Source organism: Nocardia sp. NPDC057668 (assembly GCF_042799795.1).
Taxonomy (GTDB): Bacteria; Actinomycetota; Actinomycetes; order Mycobacteriales; family Mycobacteriaceae; genus Nocardia.
On sequence record NZ_JBHVIC010000001.1, the window covers coordinates 1917086 to 1940301 of the forward strand.

General features: G+C 70.6%; 19 protein-coding genes. 5 read left to right on the forward strand and 14 right to left on the reverse strand.

The annotated features are described in order from the left end of the window. Positions 1-15 precede the first annotated feature (15 nt). Complete coding sequence (locus tag ACFVBH_RS08870; protein ID WP_379000952.1) at positions 16-1644, reverse strand: PucR family transcriptional regulator; 1629 nt, start codon at positions 1642-1644, stop codon at positions 16-18. Positions 1645-1766: 122 nt separating this feature from the next. Between ACFVBH_RS08870 and ACFVBH_RS08875 the strand changes: the two genes are divergently transcribed. Continuing rightward, positions 1767-3257 (forward strand): CoA-acylating methylmalonate-semialdehyde dehydrogenase, encoded by a 1491-nt coding sequence (locus ACFVBH_RS08875; protein WP_379000953.1) that lies wholly within the window; start codon positions 1767-1769, stop codon positions 3255-3257. 11 nt (positions 3258-3268) lie between these two features. Continuing rightward, on the forward strand, positions 3269-4642 hold the full coding sequence (locus ACFVBH_RS08880; RefSeq protein ID WP_379000954.1) for an aspartate aminotransferase family protein: 1374 nt from the start codon (positions 3269-3271) through the stop codon (positions 4640-4642). A 208-nt stretch (positions 4643-4850) separates the two neighbouring features. Here ACFVBH_RS08880 and ACFVBH_RS08885 read toward each other — a convergent pair whose 3' ends face one another. The 4 genes from ACFVBH_RS08885 to cobA form a co-directional block, all read right to left on the reverse strand. After that, entirely contained in the window at positions 4851-5954 is a 1104-nt protein-coding gene (locus ACFVBH_RS08885; RefSeq protein ID WP_379001656.1) for a metallophosphoesterase, read from the reverse strand. Between the two features lie 427 nt (positions 5955-6381). After that, positions 6382-7014 carry a metal-dependent phosphohydrolase gene (locus ACFVBH_RS08890; RefSeq protein WP_354988964.1) on the reverse strand — a complete coding sequence of 211 codons (633 nt, stop codon included), beginning with the start codon at positions 7012-7014 and terminating at the stop codon, positions 6382-6384. A 102-nt stretch (positions 7015-7116) separates the two neighbouring features. Next, a complete protein-coding gene (locus tag ACFVBH_RS08895) occupies positions 7117-8577 on the reverse strand; it encodes an MFS transporter (protein ID WP_379001658.1) in 1461 nt (486 codons plus the stop codon). A gap of 190 nt (positions 8578-8767) precedes the next feature. Then, entirely contained in the window at positions 8768-10045 is a 1278-nt protein-coding gene (gene cobA, locus ACFVBH_RS08900) for a uroporphyrinogen-III C-methyltransferase (protein ID WP_379000956.1), read from the reverse strand. A 146-nt stretch (positions 10046-10191) separates the two neighbouring features. Between cobA and ACFVBH_RS08905 the strand changes: the two genes are divergently transcribed. Further along, positions 10192-11187: a hypothetical protein gene (locus tag ACFVBH_RS08905; RefSeq protein WP_379000957.1), complete on the forward strand. Its 996-nt coding sequence runs from the start codon at positions 10192-10194 to the stop codon at positions 11185-11187. Between the two features lie 4 nt (positions 11188-11191). Here ACFVBH_RS08905 and ACFVBH_RS08910 read toward each other — a convergent pair whose 3' ends face one another. After that, positions 11192-12565, reverse strand: coding sequence for a DoxX family protein (locus ACFVBH_RS08910; RefSeq protein ID WP_379000958.1), 1374 nt, complete (start codon positions 12563-12565; stop codon positions 11192-11194). Between the two features lie 316 nt (positions 12566-12881). On the opposite strand from ACFVBH_RS08910, the gene ACFVBH_RS08915 reads away from it, so the two are divergent. Both ACFVBH_RS08915 and ACFVBH_RS08920 read left to right on the forward strand, forming a co-directional pair. Then, entirely contained in the window at positions 12882-14018 is a 1137-nt protein-coding gene (locus ACFVBH_RS08915) for a phosphotransferase family protein (RefSeq protein ID WP_379000959.1), read from the forward strand. A 5-nt stretch (positions 14019-14023) separates the two neighbouring features. Further along, a complete protein-coding gene (locus ACFVBH_RS08920; protein WP_379000960.1) occupies positions 14024-15133 on the forward strand; it encodes a hypothetical protein in 1110 nt (369 codons plus the stop codon). A gap of 97 nt (positions 15134-15230) precedes the next feature. Here the strand turns inward: ACFVBH_RS08920 and ACFVBH_RS08925 are convergent, their stop codons facing one another. From ACFVBH_RS08925 to mqo, 8 genes are all read right to left on the reverse strand, one after another. Then, entirely contained in the window at positions 15231-15584 is a 354-nt protein-coding gene (locus tag ACFVBH_RS08925; protein WP_379000961.1) for a VOC family protein, read from the reverse strand. A 54-nt stretch (positions 15585-15638) separates the two neighbouring features. Then, a complete protein-coding gene (locus ACFVBH_RS08930) occupies positions 15639-16016 on the reverse strand; it encodes a cobalamin biosynthesis protein (RefSeq protein WP_379000963.1) in 378 nt (125 codons plus the stop codon). Next, the gene (locus ACFVBH_RS08935; RefSeq protein WP_379000964.1) at positions 16003-17592 is read right to left on the reverse strand and encodes a cobyrinate a,c-diamide synthase; all 1590 of its coding nucleotides are present in this window, start codon (positions 17590-17592) and stop codon (positions 16003-16005) included. Before ACFVBH_RS08935 ends, ACFVBH_RS08930 begins: the two co-directional genes overlap by 14 nt. Further along, positions 17586-18206, reverse strand: a complete 621-nt coding sequence (cobO, locus tag ACFVBH_RS08940; protein WP_379000965.1) for a cob(I)yrinic acid a,c-diamide adenosyltransferase — start codon at positions 18204-18206, stop codon at positions 17586-17588. The genes ACFVBH_RS08935 and cobO overlap by 7 nt, the downstream gene beginning before the upstream one ends. A gap of 81 nt (positions 18207-18287) precedes the next feature. Beyond that, positions 18288-18458, reverse strand: coding sequence for a hypothetical protein (locus ACFVBH_RS08945; protein WP_379000966.1), 171 nt, complete (start codon positions 18456-18458; stop codon positions 18288-18290). A 302-nt stretch (positions 18459-18760) separates the two neighbouring features. Beyond that, on the reverse strand, positions 18761-20887 hold the full coding sequence (locus ACFVBH_RS08950; RefSeq protein ID WP_379000967.1) for a magnesium chelatase subunit D family protein: 2127 nt from the start codon (positions 20885-20887) through the stop codon (positions 18761-18763). A gap of 276 nt (positions 20888-21163) precedes the next feature. Beyond that, on the reverse strand, positions 21164-21613 hold the full coding sequence (locus tag ACFVBH_RS08955; protein WP_354988976.1) for a GNAT family N-acetyltransferase: 450 nt from the start codon (positions 21611-21613) through the stop codon (positions 21164-21166). Between the two features lie 18 nt (positions 21614-21631). Further along, entirely contained in the window at positions 21632-23155 is a 1524-nt protein-coding gene (gene mqo, locus ACFVBH_RS08960) for a malate dehydrogenase (quinone) (protein WP_379000968.1), read from the reverse strand. Positions 23156-23216: the final 61 nt, after the last annotated feature.

Here is a 23216-nt window from a genome sequence, read left to right on the forward strand (position 1 = left end):
GGTCCGCGGTCGGTGTCAGCGGCGGAGGTGATCCGAGACGGTGAGATCGCGGATGAGCAGGGCGGTGTGGAGGGACGTGCGGGTCTCGCCGGCGTCTAGATCCACGTCGAGGAGGCGTTCTATCCGGGCCAGGCGGTCGTAGAGGGTGGGGCGGCTGACCATCAGGCGTTTGGCGAGTTCGGTCTTGTTGCCCGCCAGGTCCAGGAATTGACGCAGGGTGCCGGTCAGGTCGGTGGCGTGGCGGATGTCGTGGCGCAGCAGGGCGCTCAGCTCGGTTTCGGCGAAACCCTGCACGCCGGGCTCGTCGCGAATCAGCGCGAGCAGGCCGCGCAGGCGGACGTCGCCGCTGCGGTAGAACGGGCGGGGCGCGGCGGGGGTCAGGGCGAGCGCGACCTCGGCCACGTGCGCCGCGCGGGCGAGCTCACGGGCGGTGTCCAGCAACGACTCCGAGGCCGAGCCCGCCCCGATGACCGCGCGGTCCACCCCGGGCACCCGCCGGACCTCGCCGAGCACGGCGGTGCACACGGCTGTCAACAGCGCGTCCACATCGCCCGTACGAGACAGCGCCAGTACGAGATTCACACGATTGCCGTGCTCGGCGGTGGCCAGCGCGGTCGTCTTGGACAGCGCCACCCCGTGCAGCGCGGCGTCGATGATCGCGGCCGTACGACGCTGGTGCGCAACGGGATCGGCCTCGACCGTCCCCGCCACATCCAGGGCCAGCGGTAGGTACCTTGCCCGGCGGGCCAGGCCCAGGGTCGCGGCCATGGCGACCGCGTCGCGCTCATCGGTGAGGCGGCCGGTGACCATGTCGTCGATCAGCCCGGTCTGGGCCTGGCGGTGCAGGCCGAAACGATCGCGCTCGATCATGCGGTGCAGGGTCAGGGTCTGGGCGGCGCGTTCGAGCACCACCCGGGCGCGGGCGGCCGGAATCGCCGCGGCCCGCGCGTCGGACACCGCCGGCGCGCGCACGATGAGCCTGCCCCAGGGCTGGGTGTGCGGGCCGACCGGAACCACGCTCGCGTCGCCGTCGGGCAGCAGCCGGGACATCGTCTCCCACCGCTCGAGCAGCGCCGAGGTGGCGGTGTGCCGGGCGGTCGAGGCCAGCACGCGGTGGGTCAGATCCTCGAGCACCACCGAGGCGTCCAGCATCCCGGCGGCGGTCTTGACGATCTCCGCCAGCGCGGCCCGGCGCACGCTCAGGGCGGTGAAGGTCTCGTGCACGGTGCGCGCGAACTCGAGTTCGGCATACTGCTCGGCCACGATGATGCGGTGCACCGCCTCGGTGATCTCCACGAATCGCACCACCGCGCGCAGCGCCACCACCGGCAGGCCCAGCCGATCCGCGGTCTCCGCCACGCACGGCGGCAATTCCGGCACCGAGGTGCCCAATTCGACGAACAGGCCCGCGACCCCGGCCGCCGCGAGCGCCTCCAGATAGCCGACGGTCGCGGCGTCGCCGCCCGCCAGCGCCTGGCCCGTGGTCAGGATCAGCTCGCCGCCCGCGAGCAGTGTCGCCACCTCGGCCAACTCGCTCACGTGCACCCAGCGCACCGGGCGCATCAGCGACCCGCCGCCCGCGACCTCGGGTTGCCCGGCGCGCACCACCGGCATCGCCAGAATGTCAGCAACGGTGAGGAGCACCGACGAATCGTAATACCGCCAACGGAATTTCGTACAGATCGTCGGGATCCGCACCGGCGCTCAGAGCGCACAGTGGAAACCGGGCCGCGGCCCGTCCCGACCGCCTCCGGAATCGAGGAGCTATGCAGACCATCGGACACTGGCTCGACGGCAAACCCTTTCCCGGCTCGGGCACCGCGACCGCGCCGGTGACCAATCCGGCGACCGGGGTGGTGACCGGACAGGTCGCGCTCGCCACCGCCGCCGACGTGCGCGCGGTGGTGGACGCCGCCGTGGCCGCCTTCCCCGCGTGGCGCGATTCCTCCCTCGCCCGGCGCACCCAGGTGCTGTTCCGCTTCCGCGAACTGCTCAACGCGCGCAAGCAGGAACTGGCGGCACTGATCACCGCCGAGCACGGCAAGGTGCTGGGCGACGCCCTCGGTGAGGTCACGCGCGGACTGGAGATCGTCGAATTCGCCTGCGGCATACCGCACCTGCTCAAGGGCGGCTACACCGAGAACGCGTCGAGCCGGGTCGACATCTTCTCGATCCGCCAGCCGCTGGGCCCGGTCGCCATCATCTCGCCGTTCAACTTCCCGGCCATGGTGCCCATGTGGTTCTTCCCGCTGGCCATCGGCGCCGGAAACACCGTGGTGCTCAAGCCGAGTGAGAAGGATCCCTCCGCGTCGCTGTGGCTGGCGGCGCTGTGGGAGGAGGCCGGGCTGCCGCCCGGGGTGTTCAACGTGGTGCAGGGCGACAAGGTCGCGGTGGACGAACTGCTGGCGCATCCGGCGATCAAGGCGGTGTCGTTCGTCGGTTCCACGCCGATCGCCGAATACGTGTACACCCACGGCACCGCCGCCGGAAAACGCGTCCAGGCGCTGGGCGGGGCCAAGAACCACATGGTGGTGCTGCCCGACGCGGATCTGGATCTGGCCGCGGACGCGGCGGTGAACGCGGGCTTCGGCTCGGCGGGCGAGCGCTGCATGGCCATCAGCGCGCTGGTCGCGGTCGGGCCGATCGCCGACGCGCTGGTGGCGCGAATCAGCGAGCGCGCCCGCACGATTCGCACCGGCGACGGCACCGCCGAATCGGATATGGGACCGCTGGTCACGCGGGCGCACCGCGACCGGGTCGCGGACTACATCGCCGCCGGGGCAGCCGACGGGGCCGCGGTCGTGCTCGACGGGCGGGGCGTGCGCGCCGACGGCGACGAGAACGGATTCTGGCTCGGCCCGACGATTCTCGACCACGTCACCCCCGAGATGAGCGTGTACACCGACGAGATCTTCGGCCCGGTGCTCTCGGTCGTGCGGGTCGAGACCTACGACGAGGCCCTGGCCCTGATCAACGCCAACCGCTACGGCAACGGCACCGCCCTGTTCACCAACGACGGCGGCGCGGCCCGGCGTTTCCACAACGAGGTCGAGGTCGGCATGGTGGGGATCAACGTCCCCATCCCGGTTCCCATGGCGTACTACAGCTTCGGCGGCTGGAAGAACTCGCTCTTCGGTGATTCGCACGCGCACGGCGTGGACGGCGTGCACTTCTTCACCCGCACCAAGGCCGTCACCACCCGCTGGCTCGATCCCAGTCACGGCGGGCTGAATCTCGGCTTCCCGCAGAACAGTTGAGAGGACCCGTCATGACCCTGCCCAACGGATTGACCCTCGAGACCGCGCGCGCCGAGGCCGACCGCGCGTACGAACTCGACCGCGCGCACGTCTTCCACTCGTGGTCGGCACAGGCCGCGTTGCAGCCCATGGTCGTGGCCGCCACCGCCGGCTCGTACGTGTGGGACGGCGCGGGAACCCGCTACCTGGATTTCTCCTCGCAACTGGTGAACACGAACATCGGGCACCAGCATCCGAAGGTGGTGGCGGCCATCCAGGCCCAGGCCGCCAAGCTCTGCACCGTCGCGCCGCAGCACGCCAACGACGCGCGCTCGGAGGCCGCGCGGCTCATCGCCGAGCGCACACCCGGTGAACTGAACCGGGTCTTCTTCACCAACGGCGGTGCGGACGCGGTGGAGCACGCGGTGCGCATGGCGCGCCTGCACACCGGGCGCTACAAGGTGCTCGCGCGGTATCGCTCGTACCACGGCGGCACCGAGACCGCGGTCAATCTGACCGGGGATCCGCGGCGCTGGCCGAACGATCACGGCAATGCCGGGGTCGTGCACTTCTTCGGGCCGTTCCTGTACCGGACGCAATTCCATTCGGGCACCGAGGAACAGGAGGCGCAGCGCGCGCTCGAGCATCTCGAGCAGACGATCGCGTTCGAGGGGCCGGGCACGATCGCCGCCATCATCCTCGAGCCGGTGCCGGGCACCGCGGGGATCATGGTGCCGCCGCCGGGCTACCTGGCGGGTGTGCGCGAGCTGTGCGACCGGCACGGCATCGTCCTCATCGCCGACGAGGTGATGGCGGGGTTCGGGCGGACCGGAAAGTGGTTCTCCATCCAGCATTTCGACGTGACGCCGGATCTGCTCACCTTCGCCAAGGGCGTGAACTCGGGGTACGTGCCGCTGGGCGGGGTGGCGATCGCGCCGCACATCGCGGCGACCTTCGCCGACCGCCCGTACCCGGGCGGGCTCACCTACTCCGGGCATCCCCTCGCCACGGCCGCGGCGGTGGCGACCATCAACGCCATGACCGAGGAGCGGATCGTCGAGAACGCCGCGCACATCGGCGAAAACGTACTCGGGCCGGGGCTGCGGGAACTGGCCGAACGGCATCCGAGCGTCGGCGAGGTCCGCGGGCGCGGGGTCTTCTGGGCGGTGGAACTGGTGCGCGATCGCGAGACCCGCGAACCCCTGGCCCCCTACGGCGGGACGAGCCCGGCCATGACCGAGACCGTCGCCGCCGCCAAGGCCGCCGGGCTGCTGCTGTTCAACAACTTCAACCGGATTCACGCCGTGCCGCCGTGCACGGTCACCGAGGCCGAGACCCGGGAGGGGCTCGCGATTCTGGATCAGGTACTGAAGGTGGCGGACGAGCACGCGAACTCGGCCGGGTAGCCGGGTCACCGAATATCGGTCCGTCCAACGGGATTCGGCTCCGGCCTGCACCCATAGCCAGGCCCGTCCCCGCCACCACGCGTGCCGACCCGACCTCCGCGACCGAGTTCACCCGACGGCGGACTTGGAAGCAGGCCGGGCGGCGACGGCCGGGGCGGACCGAAATCGGCTGCCGCCCCGGCCGACTCGCCAGGCGGCGGGCGAGCCGTCAGGCCGCGGGCGACCGCAGGATCAGGACGGTGATCTCACTGGGTGCGAAGACCCGCAGCTGCGGACCCCAGAAGCCGGTGCCGCGGCTGGTGTAGAGCTGGGTGTGCTCGCTGTGCCGGCTCAGGCCCGCGACCACCGGCTGATCCAGGCGGACCAGGTAGCGGAACGGCCAGATCTGGCCGCCGTGGGTGTGGCCGGAGATCTGGAGCGCCACTTCGGCTTTCACCGCGTCGGTGATCTGCTTGGGCTGGTGGGCCAGCAGGACCACCGGGAGCGCCGGGTCCGCGCCGGTCAGGGCGGCGGGCAGATCGGGGCCGTGCCCGGGCACAGCCACACCGGTGGGATCGTCGATGCCGGCGATGATCAGGCGCTCGCCGTTGTGGGTCAGGGTCTCGTGCTGGTTGCGCAGCGGCTGCCAGCCCAGGCCCGCCATATGCTCGATCCAGCCGGGCGCGTCACCGAAGTACTCGTGGTTGCCGGTGATGTAGAACCGGCCCAGCGTCGCCTCGACCTTGCCCAGCGGATCCACCTGCGCGCGCCGCTTGGCGACCGAGCCGTCCGCCAGATCGCCCGCGTGGCAGGCGATGTCGGGCCGCTGCGCGTTGACGGTCTCGACCACCCGCTCGGACCAGCGCAGCCGGTCGGTGGCGGCGTAGTGCGTGTCGGTGACGACCACGACGCGCAGCCCGTCCAGCGCGGGCGCGAGCTTGGGAATGGTCACCTCGACGGTCTTCACCCGCGGCAGGCGGCGGGCCTCGTAGATGCCCCACGCCGTCAGCACGGCCGAGATCGCCAGGACGCCGAGGGCCACGACCCGCGACCGCACGGGATCGTCCACCCCCGCGACGATCAGCACGGCCCGGGCCACCGTGCCGATGGCCGACCAGCTGAACAGCACCCACAGGATGCCGAGCATGGTGTCGCCCACCAGCGCCGCGGCGTCCGACTCCCGAGATCCGTGCCCGTTCACCATCGCCAGCGGCAGCGCGATGTATCCCAGCAGGAACACCGCGGTCCCCGCCCAGAACGCCGCACCCGACAGCGTCGTGTACACCAGCAGCCACCACGGGAGCAGGAACAGCAGGGCCGGAACGACCAGCATGAATACCGCGCGCGGAATCTTTATCACCAGGAGCTCATCCTCGAGAGGGGACCGTGCCCGGAAAGACCTCCGGCCACCGCAAACTCCCTCGACGATACCCGCGGGTAGGCCACGTCCGCCGAGCCCGCGAACCACGTCCGGAGCGCCCGGAACACCCCGTCCGCATGCCAGGACCGCCCCGACGACGCGTTTCGCCGGAACCCCCCGTCCCGCGCGAGCGGTCCGGCGTTCGCGCTGAGCGCAACGGGCCCGCCCACCGTGCGCGAGCATCGGGCGCGGCGCGGCGCGATCGGTTCTTCCGCGCCGCCGCAGCCGCCTGGTAACCGGCGGAACGGTGCCGCATCACGCTGCTGCCGCGTGCGAGTGCCGAACCCGGTGGCCGCGTGCCGCATCCGCGCGATCGACGCGCATCGGGTGCGGCGGGGCCTCAGGCGGTCTCGGCGGTCAGGCTCGCTATCTCGGCGGCGAGGTTCGCGCGGGCCGGGGCGTCGTAGCGGGCGCGGGCGGTGGGGGTGCGAAAGAGGTTGTCCTGCTGGACGAGTGCGGTCAGGACCGCGGCGCGGCCGGGGCGGAACAGGTCGTCGGGAACGTGGGCGTACTCGGCGCGGACCGCGCGGGTGTAGGCGGCGTAGGACGGCGCGTCGGCGGCCAGGATGGCCAGGTCGGCGTCGCACAGGACCGCACCGTTGCGATCGCCCGGCTCGGGGGTGTGCCCCGCGGTCAGCCGGACGAGGCGGGCCACCTCGGCGACGGCGCCGGCGTTCAGTCCCAATGCGGGCAGGGTCTTCTCGGCCAGCTGCGCGCTGGCCTCCTCGTTGTCGGGGCGGTCCACCGCGTAGATCGCGTCGTGGAAGAAGGCGGCGTACCGGACGGCGGCGATGTCCCCGGCGTCGGCCTGCAGATCGTCGATGACGGTGAGCATGGCGGCCAGGTGTTCCACGGTGTGGTAGCGGCGGTGGGCCTCGGAATAGCGCCGCACCAGATCCTCCCCCACCCCGCGCGCCGACGGCCCGGCCAGTTCGATCCAGCGGTCCAGCAGTACTGCGTCGAGGTTCCCCATCAGGGCAGTCTGCCGAATCAGCGGCTCCGGCAACACCCCTCGCGGGCGGTGCTTTTCACCACGCCGCCCGCTTCACGGCATAAGCCCGATTTGCGCTCTCGCTCAGGACTTCTGGGCCTCGTCCTGCGCGTGCTGGGCCTGCGACAGCTGGTCCGGGGTGTAGCGCAGGGTCAGCGCGAGCAGACCCATGACCGCGGTGCCGAGCGCGCACACCAGCAGCACCAGCATGTAGCCGCTGCCGAGCGCGGCGATCTGCATATCGTTCATATCGGTCACCTTGCCGTTGGTCCCGTCCAGCGACAGCGTGCGCGAGAGCGCGACCGGGCTCAGCAGGCCGACCGCGAACGGCGTGCCCATGTTCATGAACATCTGCCCGACCGCGGACAGCGGCCCGATGTTGGCCATGTCCACCCCGACCAGCACGCACAGCGGCAGGATCACGATGACCACGCCGACCGTCGCGCCGACCACCGACAGCAGCAACAGCAGCGTCGGGAAGTACTGCACCGAACCGTCGAGGGTCGAGCCGAAGTACAGGGCCGCGGACAGCAGCATCGCGGCGCCGAACAGCAGCCAGCGCGGCTGCACGTACTGCACGGCCTTGGACGCCACGGCCGTGCCCACGCCCGCGCCGAGGGTGAACGGGATACTGGCCAGACCGGCGTTCAGCGGGGTGTAGTCGAGCACGTTCTGCAGGAACTGCGCCACGAAGAAGGTGGTCGCGCCCAGCACGCCCGAGGCCAGGAAGATCGCGATGAAGGAGATGACGCGATCACGGCTGTCGAACAGCGACCACGGCAGCAGCGGGTTGTCCACGTTGCGCTCGGCGAAGACGAACAGCAGCAGCAGGGCCAGGCCGCCGAGCAGCGAGCCGAGGATGATCGGGCTGTCCCAGCCCATCTGCGGCCCCTCGGTCGCGCCGAAGACGATGGCCGCGCACGCGACCGTGCCCAGCACCGCGCCGCGCACGTCGAGCGAGACCCGGTGATGTTCGGTGTCCTGCAGCACCTTGATCGCGCCGAGCACGATGAGGATGCCGATCGGCACGTTGATCCAGAAGATCCAGCGCCAATCCAGTTCGGTGAGCGCGCCGCCGACCACCAGGCCGCCGACCGAGCCGACGCCGACCATGGAACCGAAGATCGCCACCGCCTGATTGCGCGCGGGGCCGGGCGCGAAGGTGCTCGCCACCAACGCGAAAGCGGTCGGGGCGGCGATGGCCGCGCCGGTGCCCTGCAGGGCGCGCGCGGCGATCAGCCAGGCTTCGTTCTGCGCGGTACCGCATAGGGCCGACGCGAGGGTGAACAGCGCGACGCCGTAGATCAGCATGCGCTTGCGGCCGAAGGAATCGCCGAGCCGGCCGCCCAGCAGCATCAGACCCGCGAACGGCAGACCGTACGCGGTGACGGTCCACGCGCTGCCCGCGCTGGACAGGCCCATCTGCTCCTGGAGCCGGGGCAGCGCGAGAATCATGACGGTGCCGTCGAGCACCACCATCAGCTGCAACCCGCTCAAGACGAGAATCGCGAGCCCGAACGCCCGCTTGGTCACCGGATACTGCATCGTCGCAGCGGGGTTATCGAGCACGCGCCCACTGTAGTGGATGGGCTGCCGCACACCGGATCGAACTTCTTCCACAATGGGCTATGTGGGCGACGGCGAGTACCGCCGCCGCGCTGGACAGCCTGGTCAGAGCCGGGACCCACGGTCGCGATCGGCACAGTTGTTCCGGAAATGGCGGGTCCGGGCCGGCTCAGTGCGCGCCGGACTCCGCCGCCGTGGCGTCCGGAGCGCCCGCGGTGAAGCCCGCGGTCGGGCCGATGACGATGATGGCCGGCGGGCGGATGGCTTCGGCGCGCACGCGTTCGGCCACCGTCGACAACTCGGCGCGCACGATGCGCTGGGTGCGCAGGCTGCCCTCCTGAACGATGGTGACCGGGGTGTCGGCGGCGCGCCCGCCGTCGAGCAGGGCGGCGGCGAACTGTTCGATCCGCTCGACCGCCATCAGCAGCACGATGGTGCCGCGCAGCTTGGCCAGCGCGGGCCAATCCACCAGCGAGTCCGGGTGATCGGGCGCGACGTGGCCGCTGACGACCACGAATTCGTGGGTGACGCCGCGATGGGTGACCGGGATGCCGGCCAGGGCGGGCACCGAGATGGCGCTGGTGACCCCGGGAACGACGGTCACCGGAATCCCGGCCTCGACACAGGCTTCGAGTTCCTCGTAGCCGCGGCCGAAGACGTACGGGTCGCCGCCCTTGAGCCGGACCACGAACTTGCCGGCCTTGGCGCCCTCGATGAGCGCGGTGTTGATGGCCTCCTGCGCCATGGCGCGCCCGTACGGGATCTTGGCCGCGTCCACGACCTCGACGTCGGGGCCGAGTTCGGCGAGCAGCTCGGGCGGGGCGAGCCGGTCGGCGACAACGAGATTGGCGTGCGCGAGCAGGCGGCGGCCGCGCACGGTGATCAGATCCGGATCGCCGGGACCGCCGCCGATGAGGGCGACGCCGGGCGCGACGGGCTCCGAATCATCGCTCACCACACCGGATTGCAGGGCTTCGAGCAGCGCGTTGCGGATCGCGGCCGAGCGGCGGTGCTGCCCGCCCGCGAGCACGCCCAGGCTCATGCCGTCGTAGCGCGCGGTGGCTGGGGTGACGGCGGTGCCGAGCCGGGCGGTGTCCGCGCGCACGCAGAACACGCGGCGGCCGGTGGCCTCGGCGACGACGGCCGCGTTGGTCTCGGGCTCGTCGGTGCAGGCCATGACGTACCAGGCGCCGTCGAGGTCGCCGTCGGCGTAGTCGCGCAGCTCCAGGGTGATCTGCTCGGAGGTCGCCATGCCCTCGACGGCCGGGGTGGCCTCGCGGGCGATCACGTGCACCTGCGCGCCGGAGGCGATGAGCAGGCCGAGACGGCGCTGGGCGACGGTGCCACCGCCGACCACGACGACGCGGCGACCGTTCAGATCGAGCCCGACCAGGTAGTTCGGGTCGCCTACGGGCTGGTCCTGCGATGCGGCTGACGTGTTCGGCACAAGGATTGAGCCTACGGCGTGTGTTCGCGAGGGTAATAATCGCCTCGCGACTGTCTTGCCGGGTTCGCCCGAAAGGTCCGTGGCGCGGGCGATCAGCGCGACCACCTGCGGCGGATCGCCCGGGCACGTTCCTATGCTGTGCCGCTATGACACTCGCCAGCACAGCGCACGCGATGCTCGTTCCCGCACTACGGATTTGCGCGGTGCTGACCGTCCTACTCCTGCCCGCGACGGGTTCGGCGATCGTGACCGCCGACGCCCCGGCGGTGACCACCGTCGAATCGAAGTACGCCGAGCGCGGGCCGTGGGCGGTCACCGCGGTGCCGGGTTTCGGGTGCTGCGACTCCAGCGGCGCGTCCTATGACCTGTGGCGACCGGCCGATCTGGGCGCGGGCGGCGTGCGGCACCCCATCATCACCTGGGGCAACGGCACCGACGCCGCGCCGGAGCAGTACACCCACCTGCTCGAGCACTGGGCCTCCTGGGGCTTCGTGGTGATCGCGGCGCGCAATCGGCAGACCGGTTCGGGCAAGGACATCGCCGGTGCGGTGGAGTACCTGCTGCGTCAGGCCGAGGATCCGGCGAGCCCCCTGTACGGCAGGGTCGATCCGGACCTGGTGGGGGCGGTGGGGCATTCGCAGGGGGCCACCGGCGTGATCAACGCGATGGCGCTGTCCGGCGGCAGAATCAAGACGGTGGTTCCGCTGGAGCTGCCGATTCAGCTGTGGTGTTCGACCGGGTCGTGGTGCCCGGACATCACCGGTCCCGGGAACGGTTCGATCTTCCTGGTGAACGGGTCGGCGGACGCGGTGATCTCTCCCTCCCGGCAACTGTTGCCGCCGCCGGTCATCGGGCTGCAATCGATCCAGGCGTACTACGAGGCGATCCCGGCGACGATCCCCAAGGCCTGGGGCACCCTGGCCGAGGTGAATCACAATGACGTGCAGGGACAACCGCAGTGCGCACCCGCGATCACGCTGTGCGCGCTGGGCGTTCACGGCTACCTCGGCTATCCGACCGCGTGGCTGGCGGCCCGCCTGCTGGGCGACACCGCCGCCCAGCGGGTCTTCGTCTCCGGGACCGGAGAGTTCTTCGCACCGAATCCCAACTGGGTCAATCAGATCGGCAACATCACCGGGTGAGGCCTCACCCCAGGTCGGGGAAGTCCTGCACCAGGTGAATTCCGCCCCGCCGCAACGGGTATCGGTCCGCGTCCAACAGGGTCAGCGTGATGCTCACCGGCCGGCCCGCCAGCTCACCGGTGAGCAGCAGGCGATCGGGCGCGGGCTGCTCGTAGCCGAACGCGCCCAAGGGTTCCGGGGTCGCGGCGGGATCGGCGGCCTGCATCGAGGTCAGGGTGAGCCGGTGCGCCGCGGTATCCAGGTCCAGGGCCACCGGCACCAGCCCGTCGTCCATGCGCTGGTAGTGCGCGAACTCGATCTCCTCCAGAACCAGTCTGCGCCAGCGGGTTTCATCGGTGAGCAGCGGTGGGACCGGCTGCCCGTCCCGGGTGAACTCGGTGACGTCCCAGATGCCGGCCAGCGGGGAACGCTCACGCCCGCCGCCCCACTTCTCCCAGCCCTCCAGGCTCGACGGCAGGATGCCGGCCACGAACCACACCGCGAGCGCGACCTGCGCGGCGGCCACGACCCGGACCGCGCGCCGGCCCCGCACGGGCTGCGGGGTGCGCGCGGGCCCGGCCGCCGCACCGGTCAGCAGCCGGGTCAGCCGCCCGGCCTCGGGGGCCAGCAGCACCAGGCACAGCAGCAGCAGGTGGAAGGACAGCAGTTTCACCGGGACGTCGAAGGTCATGTTCAGCACCCACACCTGCGCCATGCTGACCAGACTCAACAGCACCCCGGCCAGGGCCGTGCGCGGTACGAGCAGCAGCAGGCCGCCCAGGACCTCGGCCGCGCCGAGCAGGATCTGATAGGCCGGGGCCGAACCCACCTGGGTCCACAGCATCGACATGGGCGAGAGTTCGCCCACCGGGGTCAGCAGTGTGGACAGCGCCGGTTCCGGCATCTGGGTGGGGATGAGTTTGACGAAGCCGTAGAACAGCATCTGCCCGGCCAGGAACATGCGCGTCAGCAGCAGGAACCAGCCGGCCAGGCGGCGATACTCGGTGCGACGGCGATCCAGCAGGGTCCAGAGCACGGTGACCGCCACCGCGAGCAGCAGCAGGCCGAAGACCAGCACCCACAGGTACGTCTGATCGCCGCTGCCGGAGTCCTCGCTCAGTACCGCCTCCGTGTCGAAGGCGGTGCGCCCCAGCCACTCCACCGCCGGACTCGGCAGGGTCGCGAAGCCGAACACCGCGTCGTCGGGCAGCAACCGCGCCAGCGGGCCCAGGAACGCGAAGACCAGCTGCGGATAGCCGAAGCAGAACAGCGTGACGTAGGCGACGACGAATCGGAATCCGATCCGGGCCAACGGGTTCCACGCGGGCGACGGCGGGGCCTCGGGCGCCCGAGCCGGTTCGGCGCGCTCGGGCTCGGCATCGATCGTTCGGGTGCTCATCCGGTCCTCCCACTCGGAACAGTTCGCTCCGAACGATAGGAATTCGCGGGGGCGCACACCTCCGGGATGACCCTGAACGGAACCCGGGTTCGCGGGACCGCGCGCATACCCCCGGGGGATTACGTGCCAGCACTACCGGGGCCGGGAACCGGGGGCGACGCCCGTCCCATTCACCGGTACTTACCAGACAAAGCACTGCCCAAACGAACTGGAACACGTTACATTTCTGAACACCGTGTTATCCGGGTCACACTCGGTCCTGTCCGACCCGAGCCGCATCGACACGCCCGCTTCAGCGCGCCAGGAGGAAACCGAAATGTCGGCCGACGATCCGAATCAGAGATGGGAACTCACCGTCTCCGACCGGGATAATGACGAACTCGCGAATCAGCTGGCGCAATGGCTCGCCACCAAGGTCGACGCCGACGAAGCGCCGCGCGTCACCTCGCTCAACAAACCGCAGGCGGGCGGCATGTCCAGCACGACCCTGCTGTTCGACGCCGAGTGGAGCGTGGCCGGGCAGCCCGAGGGCGGCTCGTTCGTGGCCCGGCTCGCGCCGGAGGAGAGCTCGTTCCCGGTCTTCGAGAAGTACGACCTGGAATCCCAGTACGCCATCATGGCCGGGGTGGCCGCGGCCACCGACGCGCCGCTGCCGCCGCTGTGCTGGCTCGAGACCGATCCGAAGGTCCTCGGCTCCACCTTCTTCGTCATGCGCCGGGTGAACGGGCGGGTGTGCGAGGACAATCCGCCGTACGTGTTCTTCGGCTGGGTCTTCGACGCCACGCCCGAACAGCGGCTCGAGATCACCCGCAAGACCGTCGAGGTCATCGCCAAGGTGCACGAGATCGACAATCCCGAACAGCGCTTCCCCATGCTGGACGGCGAGGGTTCGGCGCTGCGCAGGCACTTCGAGGCGCAGAAACAGTGGTACGACTGGGCGCTGGCCCGGGATGGCTACCGAATTCCGTTGCTGGAGCGCACCTTCGACTGGCTCGAAGCGAACTGGCCGCAGGATTCGGGACCGGACGTGCTCAACTGGGGCGACGCCCGGCCCGGCAACATCATGTTCGCCGAGAACGAGGGCGCGGACACCGTCGCAGTACTCGACTGGGAGATGGCGGCCATCGGACCGCGCGAGCTGGATGTGGCCTGGCCCATCCTGATTCACCGCTTCTTCCAGGACATCGCGACCAAGTTCGACCAGCCCGGACTGCCGGACTTCCTGCGCCGCAGCGACATCGAGAAGCTGTACGAGGAGGCCACCGGGCACGCGGTGCGTGATCTGGACTGGTACCTCATGTACGCCGCGCTGCGCCACGGCATCGTCATGGGCCGCATCAAGCGCCGCATGATCCATTTCGGCGAGGACACCGACACCGCCGATCGCGACGACTACGTCATGCACCGTCCGCTGCTCGAGGCACTCCTCGACGGCACCTACGCCTGGGATTGAGAGATATGCGACCCACGATCGGCCCGCTGGACGAGTACCCCATCCACCAGACGCCGCAGCCCATGGCGCGGGTGGCCTCCAGCGACAAGAACTTCTACGACCGCAGCTACTACAACGCCATCGACACCACCGGCGACCTCATGCTCATCACCGGGTTCGGCGTGTACCCGAACCTGGGCGTCAAGGACGCGTTCGCCACCGTGCGGCGCGGGAACGCCCAGCACACGGTGCGGTTCTCCGACGCGCTGGACCAGCGCGGGCTGGACCTGGCCGTGGGCGGCTACCGCATCGAGGTCATCGAACCGCTGCACAAGCTGCGGGTCGTGTGCGAGCACGAGGACCTGTCCTTCGACATGACCTGGGAGGGTTCGCATCCGGTCGTGCAGGAGGAACCGCACACCATCATCACCGGCATGAACAAGGCGATGATCGACGCGCAGCGCTTCGCGCAGGTCGGAACCTGGTCCGGCACACTGCACGTGGACAACACCGACTTCGCGATCGATCCGGGCGCGTGGGTCGGCACCCGCGACCGCTCCTGGGGCATTCGCCCGGTCGGCGACGCCGATCCGGCGGGGCGCGTGGCCGCGGAGCCGTCCGAGGGCTTCTGGTGGCTCTACGTGCCGCTGCGGTTCGACGACTACTCGATCATCGTGATCGTGCAGGAGGAGCCCAACGGCTTCCGCACGCTCAACGACGCGACCCGTATCTGGCACGACGGGCGCATCGAGCAATTGGGCTGGCCGCGTGTGCATCTGACCTACAGGTCCGGCACCCGCATCCCGACCGCGCTGCGGCTCGAGCTCATGACCCCCGACGGCAAGCCGCTCGAGGTGGAGGTCGAGGCGGGCACCAACATCGCCCTGCACGTGGGCTGCGGGTACGGCGGCGATCCCGACTGGGTGCACGGCCAGTGGAAGGGCCGCGACTTCGCGCAGAGCCAGAGCTACGACCTGACCGATCCCGCCATCGCGGGCCGCGTGCCCTTCGGCGTCATCGACCACGTCGGCAAGGCCCGCTGCAACGGCGACCAGGGCTGGGGCCTGTTCGAACACGGCTCGCTGGGCCGGCACGATCCCACCGGCTTCGCCGACTGGGGCTCGGTGGCCCCCTGATCCACCCCGACCGCGAATCGCTCTCCCACACAGGGTGATTCGCCGGACCGCCGCACCCTCCAACCCAACCTGCCGGGGGTGCGGCGGTCGCTCGTTCTCAGCGGTATTCGACCAGACAGAACTGGTGCCCCTCGGGGTCCGCCAGCACCACGACCACCCCGCCCGGATGCTCGTGCCGCTCCCCGGTGGCACTCCCCCCGAGCGCGATCACCTGGGCCACCCCCGCCTCGATGTCGTCGACGGCGATGTCGAGATGCAGCCGCACCTTCCCTCGGCGCGGCTCGGTCACCGGTTGAAATACCAACCGCGGCTGCGCATCCCCCGCCTGCCCCAGATAGACCCACCCTGGCTCCGACGGCCCGGGCGCCCTGTCGAGCAGTGCGCTCCAGAACCCCGCCACCCGCTCGACGTCCACGCAATCGATCGTGACACCCACCCACCGGTTCACCATCGCGTCAGTATGGCGTGCCGACCGCGACGCCGGTCGCCGATCAGCCGGCGGTGATCAGGGAACGGCGCGGCGAATAACGGCCGCGGCCACCGTGATTCCGGCGACCTTGCGTTTGTGGATGCGGAGTTCCCCGGAGCGGGCGGCCAGCAGGGCGGCCGCTTCGCAGACGCTGGCGGTGCCCAGGGCCAGGGCGGTGCGATCGGAGGGGTTGGGAACGGCCACCTCCGTCAACTGGGCCGGGGTGTACGCGATGACGCGGACGCCCAGTTGTTTCGCCGCCGCTGTCAGGCCGGGTTCGGCGGCGCGGCGGTCGATGGTGGCCAGGCAGGCGATGCGGGCGTCCGCCGCGACATCCCGGACCGCCGCCACGATCGATTCGGCGGTCGCACCGCGGCGCATGCCGATGCCGATGGCCAGTTCAGGCTGCAACATAGGACCGCGCGTATTCTGCTGCGGCCGTGACGAAGCGGGCGATCGAGCCGGGATTTCCGGCGGGGTGGGTGTGGAGGTAGGAGGCGTGGACGTTGGCGAGGGTCGCGCCTTCGCGGACCGTGCCGCCGGTGGGCGCGCGCCACGCCCAGGCGGCGGGAGCCGTGGCGGGGGTGGTGAGTCTGGTGCGGTGGAACTCGTGGCCGCGGACGCGGGCGCCCGCCGGGAACAGGACCGAGTCGGTGAGGGCCACGGCATCGCGGTAGCCGAGGGTCAGGCGGGGGCCGAACTCGGCGTCGGCGTCGATCACGCCCGCCATGCGGTGGCCGTCGAGGGAGCGGGCGAGGTAGAGCAGGCCCGCGCATTCGGCGTGGATCGGGAGGCCGTTCCGGGCCTGCTCGGCGATGCTGGTCAGCAGCGGGACGTTGGCGGCCAGGGCGGCGGCGTGTTCCTCGGGGAAGCCGCCGGGGATGACCAATCCCGCCGTGCCGGTGGGCAACTCGTCGAACGCGGGATCGAAGACGACCACGCGCGCGCCCGCGGCTTCCAGGAGCTCGCGGTGCTCGGCGTAGCCGAAGGTGAAGGCGGCGCCGCCCGCCACGGCGATCACGGGCGCGGCCGCGAGCGGGGTGGGATCGGCGCTGCCCCCGCGAGCGGAGGTGGATTCGGCCGCCGGCGCGTCGGATCGCGCCGCGGCGGGGCCGGACGCGAACGACGCCGCGGCGGAGCCGGACCCGAACGACGCCGCGGCGGATCCGGTCCCGAACGACGCTGCGGCGGAGCCGGACCCGAACGACGCTGCGGCCGAACCGGACCGGGGAGACGCCGCCGCGCGCAGTTCGGCGACCGGATCCCACGTGGTCCCGGCGGCGTCGGCGGTGGCCAGTGCCACCACCGCGGCCAGATCCACGTGGGCCGCCACCAGATCGCTCATGGCGTCCACCGCCGACTGTGCGGCAGAACCGTGTTCGGCGGCGGTGATCAGGCCCAGATGCCGGGAAGGCACGGCCAATTCGGCCAGGCGGGGAAGCGCGCCGAGCACCGGCAGGCCGACCCGATCGCAGGCGGCGCGCAGGACCTGTTCGTGGCGTTCGCTGCCGACCCGGTTGAGAATGACGCCACCGAGCCGGATCCCGCTGTCGTAGGTGGCGAAACCGTGCAGCAGCGCGGCCAGGCTCTGACTGTGCCCGCGCGCGTCCACGACCAGGATCACCGGCGCGCCCAGCATGGCGGCGATCTGGGCGGTGGAGCCCTCGGCGATGGGTTCGGCGTTGTTCTCGTCGATCCGGCCGTCGAACAGGCCCATGACGCCCTCGACCACGGCGATGTCGCAGCCCGCGCTGCCGTGCCGGTACAGCGGCGCCATCCGCTCGGCCCCGCACAGCACCGGATCGAGATTGCGGCCCGGCCGCCCGGCGGCCAGGCCGTGATACCCGGGATCGATGTAGTCCGGCCCGACCTTGAACGGCGCGACCCGATGCCCGGCGCGCCGCAGCGCGCCGATCAATCCCGTTGCGACGGTGGTCTTTCCGCTCCCCGACGCGGGGGCGGCGATCACCACCGCGGGCACACTCACCATTCGATGCCCCGCTGGCCCTTGCGGCCGGAATCCATGGGGTGCTTGACCTTCGTCATCTCGGTGACCAGATCGGCGACCTCGAGCAGGGCGGGCGGGGCGTCGCGGCCGGTGATCACCACGTGCTGATTGCCGGGCCGCTCGCTGAGCGTCTTGACGACCTCGTCGACGTCGACCCAGCCCCATTTGAGCGGGTAGGTGAATTCGTCGAGCACGTAGAAGCGATGCTGCTCGGCGGCGATGCGGCGCGCGATCTCCTGCCAGCCGGCGAGCGCGGCGGCCGCGTGGTCGTCGTCCGAGCCCTGCTTACGGGTCCAGGACCAGCCCTCGCCCATCTTGTGCCATTCCACGGCCCCGCCCGCGCCGGTCTGCTCGTGCAGTGTGCCGAGGGTGCGGAAAGCCGCTTCCTCCCCCACCTTCCATTTGGCGCTCTTGACGAACTGGAAGACCGCGACGTCGAAACCCTGGTTCCAGGCCCGCAGCGCCATGCCGAACGCCGCGGTCGACTTCCCCTTGCCGGGCCCGGTGTGCACCGCGAGCACCGGCAGATTGCGCCGCTGCCGCGTGGTCAGGCCGTCGTCGGGAATGCTCTCCGGCAGCGGAACACCCTGGGGCATGGATCCGGACTCCTCTCACCACACGGTCGCGTGACCCTGTGCGCCCCCTCACCGTGCCATACCCGCCAGTCCCCGCCGCGCTCAGGTCAACGCGTGCACGATTCCGGACACGATCCGCCCGATCGCCCGCCCGGCCACCGCGAGCATTCCCGGCGCGGCCTCGACGAGCGCGCCCGCCGCCTCCCCCGCGAAATCGGCCCCGTCCGCGAGCCGCTTGTTCCGCCTGGACCTGTTACGACGAAATATCCCCATACCCGGTACTACGCACGCGACCCCGTTCGAGTTCCCTCCCCGCCACGATTTTTCGCCGCCGTGCCCCAGATCCGCCGGGGCGACTTGGTCCACCCGGGTCCACTCGCCTCGATTCGCCTCGGGCGACGCGGAACCCGGCCGACCCGCCGCGCGACACCTCGCAGGTGCTCTCATCGAGCGCGAGGTACCGATCGGGTTCGGACCGCGGGCTCGGCGCGGACAATGCCCGCCGAACAGATGGAGATGACGAACCGTTCTCGCGACGTCGCCGACGCAGATGACCGGCGCGAACCCATTCCCGTTCAGGCCGCGCGGGAACCGGCGCGGACGATCCCAGCCACCGCCTCGCCGGTCAGCTCGCCCAGGGCCAGGTAGCCCGCGCGGAGGTCGGCGGCGAGGTCGCGGGCCAGGCCGAGGCGGATCATGCCGCGTTCGCAGTCCACGACCATGGCGGTCACCGACCGGGCGGCAAGCAGGCGGGCCGCGGCGCGGGCGCGCGGGACCGGGTCCGTGCCGCCGGTGGCGCGGCCGTCGGTGAGCAGCACCAGCATCGGGCGGCGGTGCGGGTCGCGGACCTGTTCGCGGGCGATCACCTCGCGGGCCTTCAGCAGGCCCTGTGCGAGTGGGGTTTTGCCGCCGGTGCGCATATCGGCCAGGCGGCGGACCGCGATGTCGACCGAGGAGGTGGGCGGCAGCACCAGCTCCGCGTCCGCGCCGCGCACGGTGATCACGGCGACCTTGTCGCGGCGCTGATAGGCGTCGCGCAGCAGCGCCACCACCGCACCGGTGACCGCGGAGAGGCGGTCGCGGGCGGCCATCGAGCCCGAGGCGTCGACCACGAAGACGACCAGATTGCCTTCTCGCCCTTCGCGATACGCGCCGCGCAGATCGCTCGGCGCGAACTCCAGGGGGCCGCTCAGGCGGCCGCGCGACCGCTGATGCGGTGCGGCGGCGAAGACGGTGCCGAGCAGGTGCAGACCGGTGCCGGTCTCAGGGGTGGCGCGCACGACGCGGCCCTGCCGGGTGCGGGCGCGGGACCGGCGGCCGGGCGCGCCTTCGCCGACGCCGGGAACCTCCCAGCGCGGCGGCTTGGCCGCGGTGTGCCCGGGCAGCCCGGTGCGACCCTCCCGCGCGGGCTTGCCCGACGGGTCTCCGCCGGCGGTGTCCCGACCGGATTCCGGTGTGCCGGAAGAGTTCTCCGGCCGGGGATCGTCCGCGCCCCCGGGCGCATCCGCGTCGCGGTGGTCGGCGGCCGGTACGTCTCCCTGTGCGTTGCCCGACTCCGAGTCGTCGCGGCCGCCGCCGGGCGAATCCGGCCCGCCGTCCGGATCATCGTCCGGGTCGTTCGAAGCGGTTGGATCCTGCGGTCCCGCACCGTCGCGCGGGACCGCTTCACCTTTTCCCAGGTCGTCCGCACCGCCGTCCTGTGCGCGCGCGGCCTGTTCGGCGGCCTGTTCCATGGCCTGATCGAGTTGTTCCTCGCTGATGCCCGGCTCGTCGAACGGATCACGCCGACGCCGGTGCGGCAGTGCGAGTTCCGCGGCCACGCGCACGTCGTCCTCGGTCACCACGAGGCTGCCGCGCCAGGCGGCGTGCGCGGTGGCGGTGCGCGCGACGACCAGGTCGGCGCGCATACCGTCCACGTCGAAAGCGGCGCACAGCGCGGCGATCCGGCGCAGCTCCACGTTGTCGAGCTCGACCGCGCCGACCCGGTCGCGGGCGGTGAGGATCCGGTCGGCGACCTCGCGATCGGCCGCCGCGTACAGATCGGCGAAACCGGCGGGATCGGCCTCGAAGTCCAGGCGGCGGCGCACCACGGCCATGCGCACATCGACGTCGCGGGAGGCGACCACGTCCACGGTGAGCCCGAACCGGTCCAGCAGCTGCGGGCGCAGTTCGCCCTCTTCGGGATTCATGGTGCCCACGAGCACGAAGCGCGCGGGATGCGAATGCGAGACGCCGTCGCGCTCGATGTGCACCCGGCCCATGGCGGCGGCGTCCAGCAGCACGTCCACCAGGTGGTCGTGCAGCAGGTTCACCTCGTCGACGTAGAGCACGCCGTGATGGGCCGCGGCCAGCAGACCGGGTTTGAACGCCTGTTCGCCGTCGCGCAATACCCGCTCGAGATCCAGCGAGCCGACCACGCGGTCCTCGGTCGCGCCGACCGGCAACTCCACCAGTCGCGCCGGGCGCGCACCGCGCTCGTCCACCACCGGGGGCAGCAGCTGCGCCAGCGCGCGCACCACCGTCGACTTCGCGGTGCCCTTCTCCCCGCGCACCAGCACACCGCCGATACCGGGATGTACCGCGCACAGCGTCAGCGCCAGCTGCAACCGTTCCTGCCCGACGACAGCGGAGAACGGGAACCCGACCTCGTCACCGGAGGCCGCGCGCTTGGATTCCGAATAAGCCACAGAGGAAACGGACACGCCCCAACTCTAGGCGCGGCGCCGCGGCGGTCGGCGTCGGCCTCCCCGCCGCGCACCGAGCCACCTCCGGAATCCCGTGCGGTGAACCACGCTCGACCGCCGGCGGGGGCAGCTCGACCACCCCCGAGCGGCACCGATTCGGACGCTGTCGCCGATACGGGCAGCCGACAGCGCCGTTCGCCGCACCACCTGCGCGGCCGTCCGGAGTCCCGCACCGAAAACAATGGCCCGCAACCACATTCGGTTGCGGGCCATACTCGGCGGATCCGGTTCGCATCAACCCTTGCGCATGGGGATGTGCGGGATGCCGTCGTCGATGTACTCCTCGCCGTCGCGCTTGAAACCGTGCTTGGTGTACATATCGACCAGGTAGGTCTGGGCGTTGAGGCGAACGGTCGCCGACCCCGCCTCGGCCAGCGCGGCCTGCAGGACCCGGGTGGTGTAGCCGTGGCCGCGCGCGGACGGCGCGGTGCACAGTCGCCCGATGCGGAAGGACTTCACGCCGTTGTCGTGCTCCTCCAGCAGGCGGAGGGTGCAGATCACGTCACCTTCGTCGTCGAGCCAGAAATGACGGGTCTCGACACCCAGGTCGAGCCCGTCCAATTCCGGGTAGGCGCACTTCTGCTCGACGACGAAAACTTCTACGCGAAGTTTCAACAGCTTGTAGAGGGTCTCGGTATCCAGGTCCTGGGCCCACGACCGTTTCAAAGCAACCGTTGACATCATCGAGTCTTGCTATCACACCTATGCGTGCGAGGGAACCCCTACGTGCTTCGGCGTGTTGATCCCCTCGAGGAGCAGGGCCTTGTTGGACCAGTCCCACACCTCGTTGAACAGGGCCTGGTTCTCCGAGAGCTTGACTCCGAGCGAAGGCACCATTTCCGCGAGTTTCGGCTCCCACGAAGCGAATTCGCCCGGGAAGCACTTGCGCATGACGTCGAGCATGGCGCTCACACAGGTCGAGGCGCCCGGCGAGGCGCCGAGCAGACCGGCGATGGTGCCGTCCTCGGCCGCAACCACCGCGGTGCCCAGCTCGAGCACGCCGCCCGCACCCTTGCGGCGGATGACCTGCACGCGCTGACCGGCGATGATCAGCTCCCAGTCCTGGCCGTTGGCGCGCGGGATGAACTCCTCCATCGCGCCGACGCGACCGGCCTGCGACTTGAGCAGCTCGCCGACCAGGTAGTTGACCAGGCCCATCTCGGTGACGCCTACGCCCAGCATGGAGAACAGGTTGTTGGGCTTGACCGACTTGAACAGGTCGGTGAGCTTGCCGTCCTTGAGGAACTTGGGCGTCCAGCCGGCGTACGGGCCGAAGAGCAGGCCGCGCTCACCGTTGATGACGCGAGTGTCCAAGTGCGGCACCGACATCGGCGGCGCACCGACCGACGCCTGGCCGTACACCTTGGCCTCGTGCTGGGTGACCAGGGCTCTGTTGGTGGCGCGCAGGAACAGACCCGACACGGGGAAGCCGCCGAAACCGGAGATCTCCTTGATGCCCGCCTTCTGCAGCAGCGGCAGCGCGCCGCCGCCCGCGCCCACGAAGACGAACTTCGCGTTGATGACGCGGGTCTTGCCGGTGCGCAGATTGCGGACCTTCACGTACCAGGAGCCGTCGGACTGCTTGGACAGGTTGCGCACCTCGTGACCGAAGGCGATGTTCGCCCCCGACGTGCCGAGGTAGGCCAGCAGTTCCTTGGTCAGCTCACCGAAATCGATATCGGTGCCGGAGTCGGTCCAGTTCAGCGCCACCGGGTCGGAGAAGTCACGGCCCTTGGACATCAGCGGTAGTCGCCGCTTGAACTCCTCGGCGTCGTCGATGAACTCCATGCCTTCGAACAGCGGATGCCGCGACAGCGCCGCGTGGCGCTTGCGCAGGTATTCGACGCCGTCCGGTCCGTGCGTGAAGCTCACGTGCGGAATGGGGTTGATGAAGTTCGACGGATTGCCGAGCACGCCGTTCTCCACCGAGTACGACCAGAACTGGCGCGACACCTGGAAACGCTCGTTGATGTCGATGGCCTTGGTGATGTCCACCGAGCCGTCGGCGTTCTGCGGCGTGTAGTTCAGTTCGCACAGGGCCGAGTGGCCGGTGCCCGCGTTGTTCCACGGGTCGCTGGACTCGCCGGCGGCGGAGTCCAGCCGTTCGAAGACGGAGATCGACCAGTTCGGCTGCACCTGGCGCAGCAACGCGCCGAGCGTGGCGCTCATGATGCCGGCGCCGATGAGTACTACATCGGTCTTTTCGATCTTCGCAGCGTTCGACACGGCTTTGTCGACTTCCTTGTCTGTTTAGGGCAATCCAGCGGCAGCTAGGTTACCCGTCGTT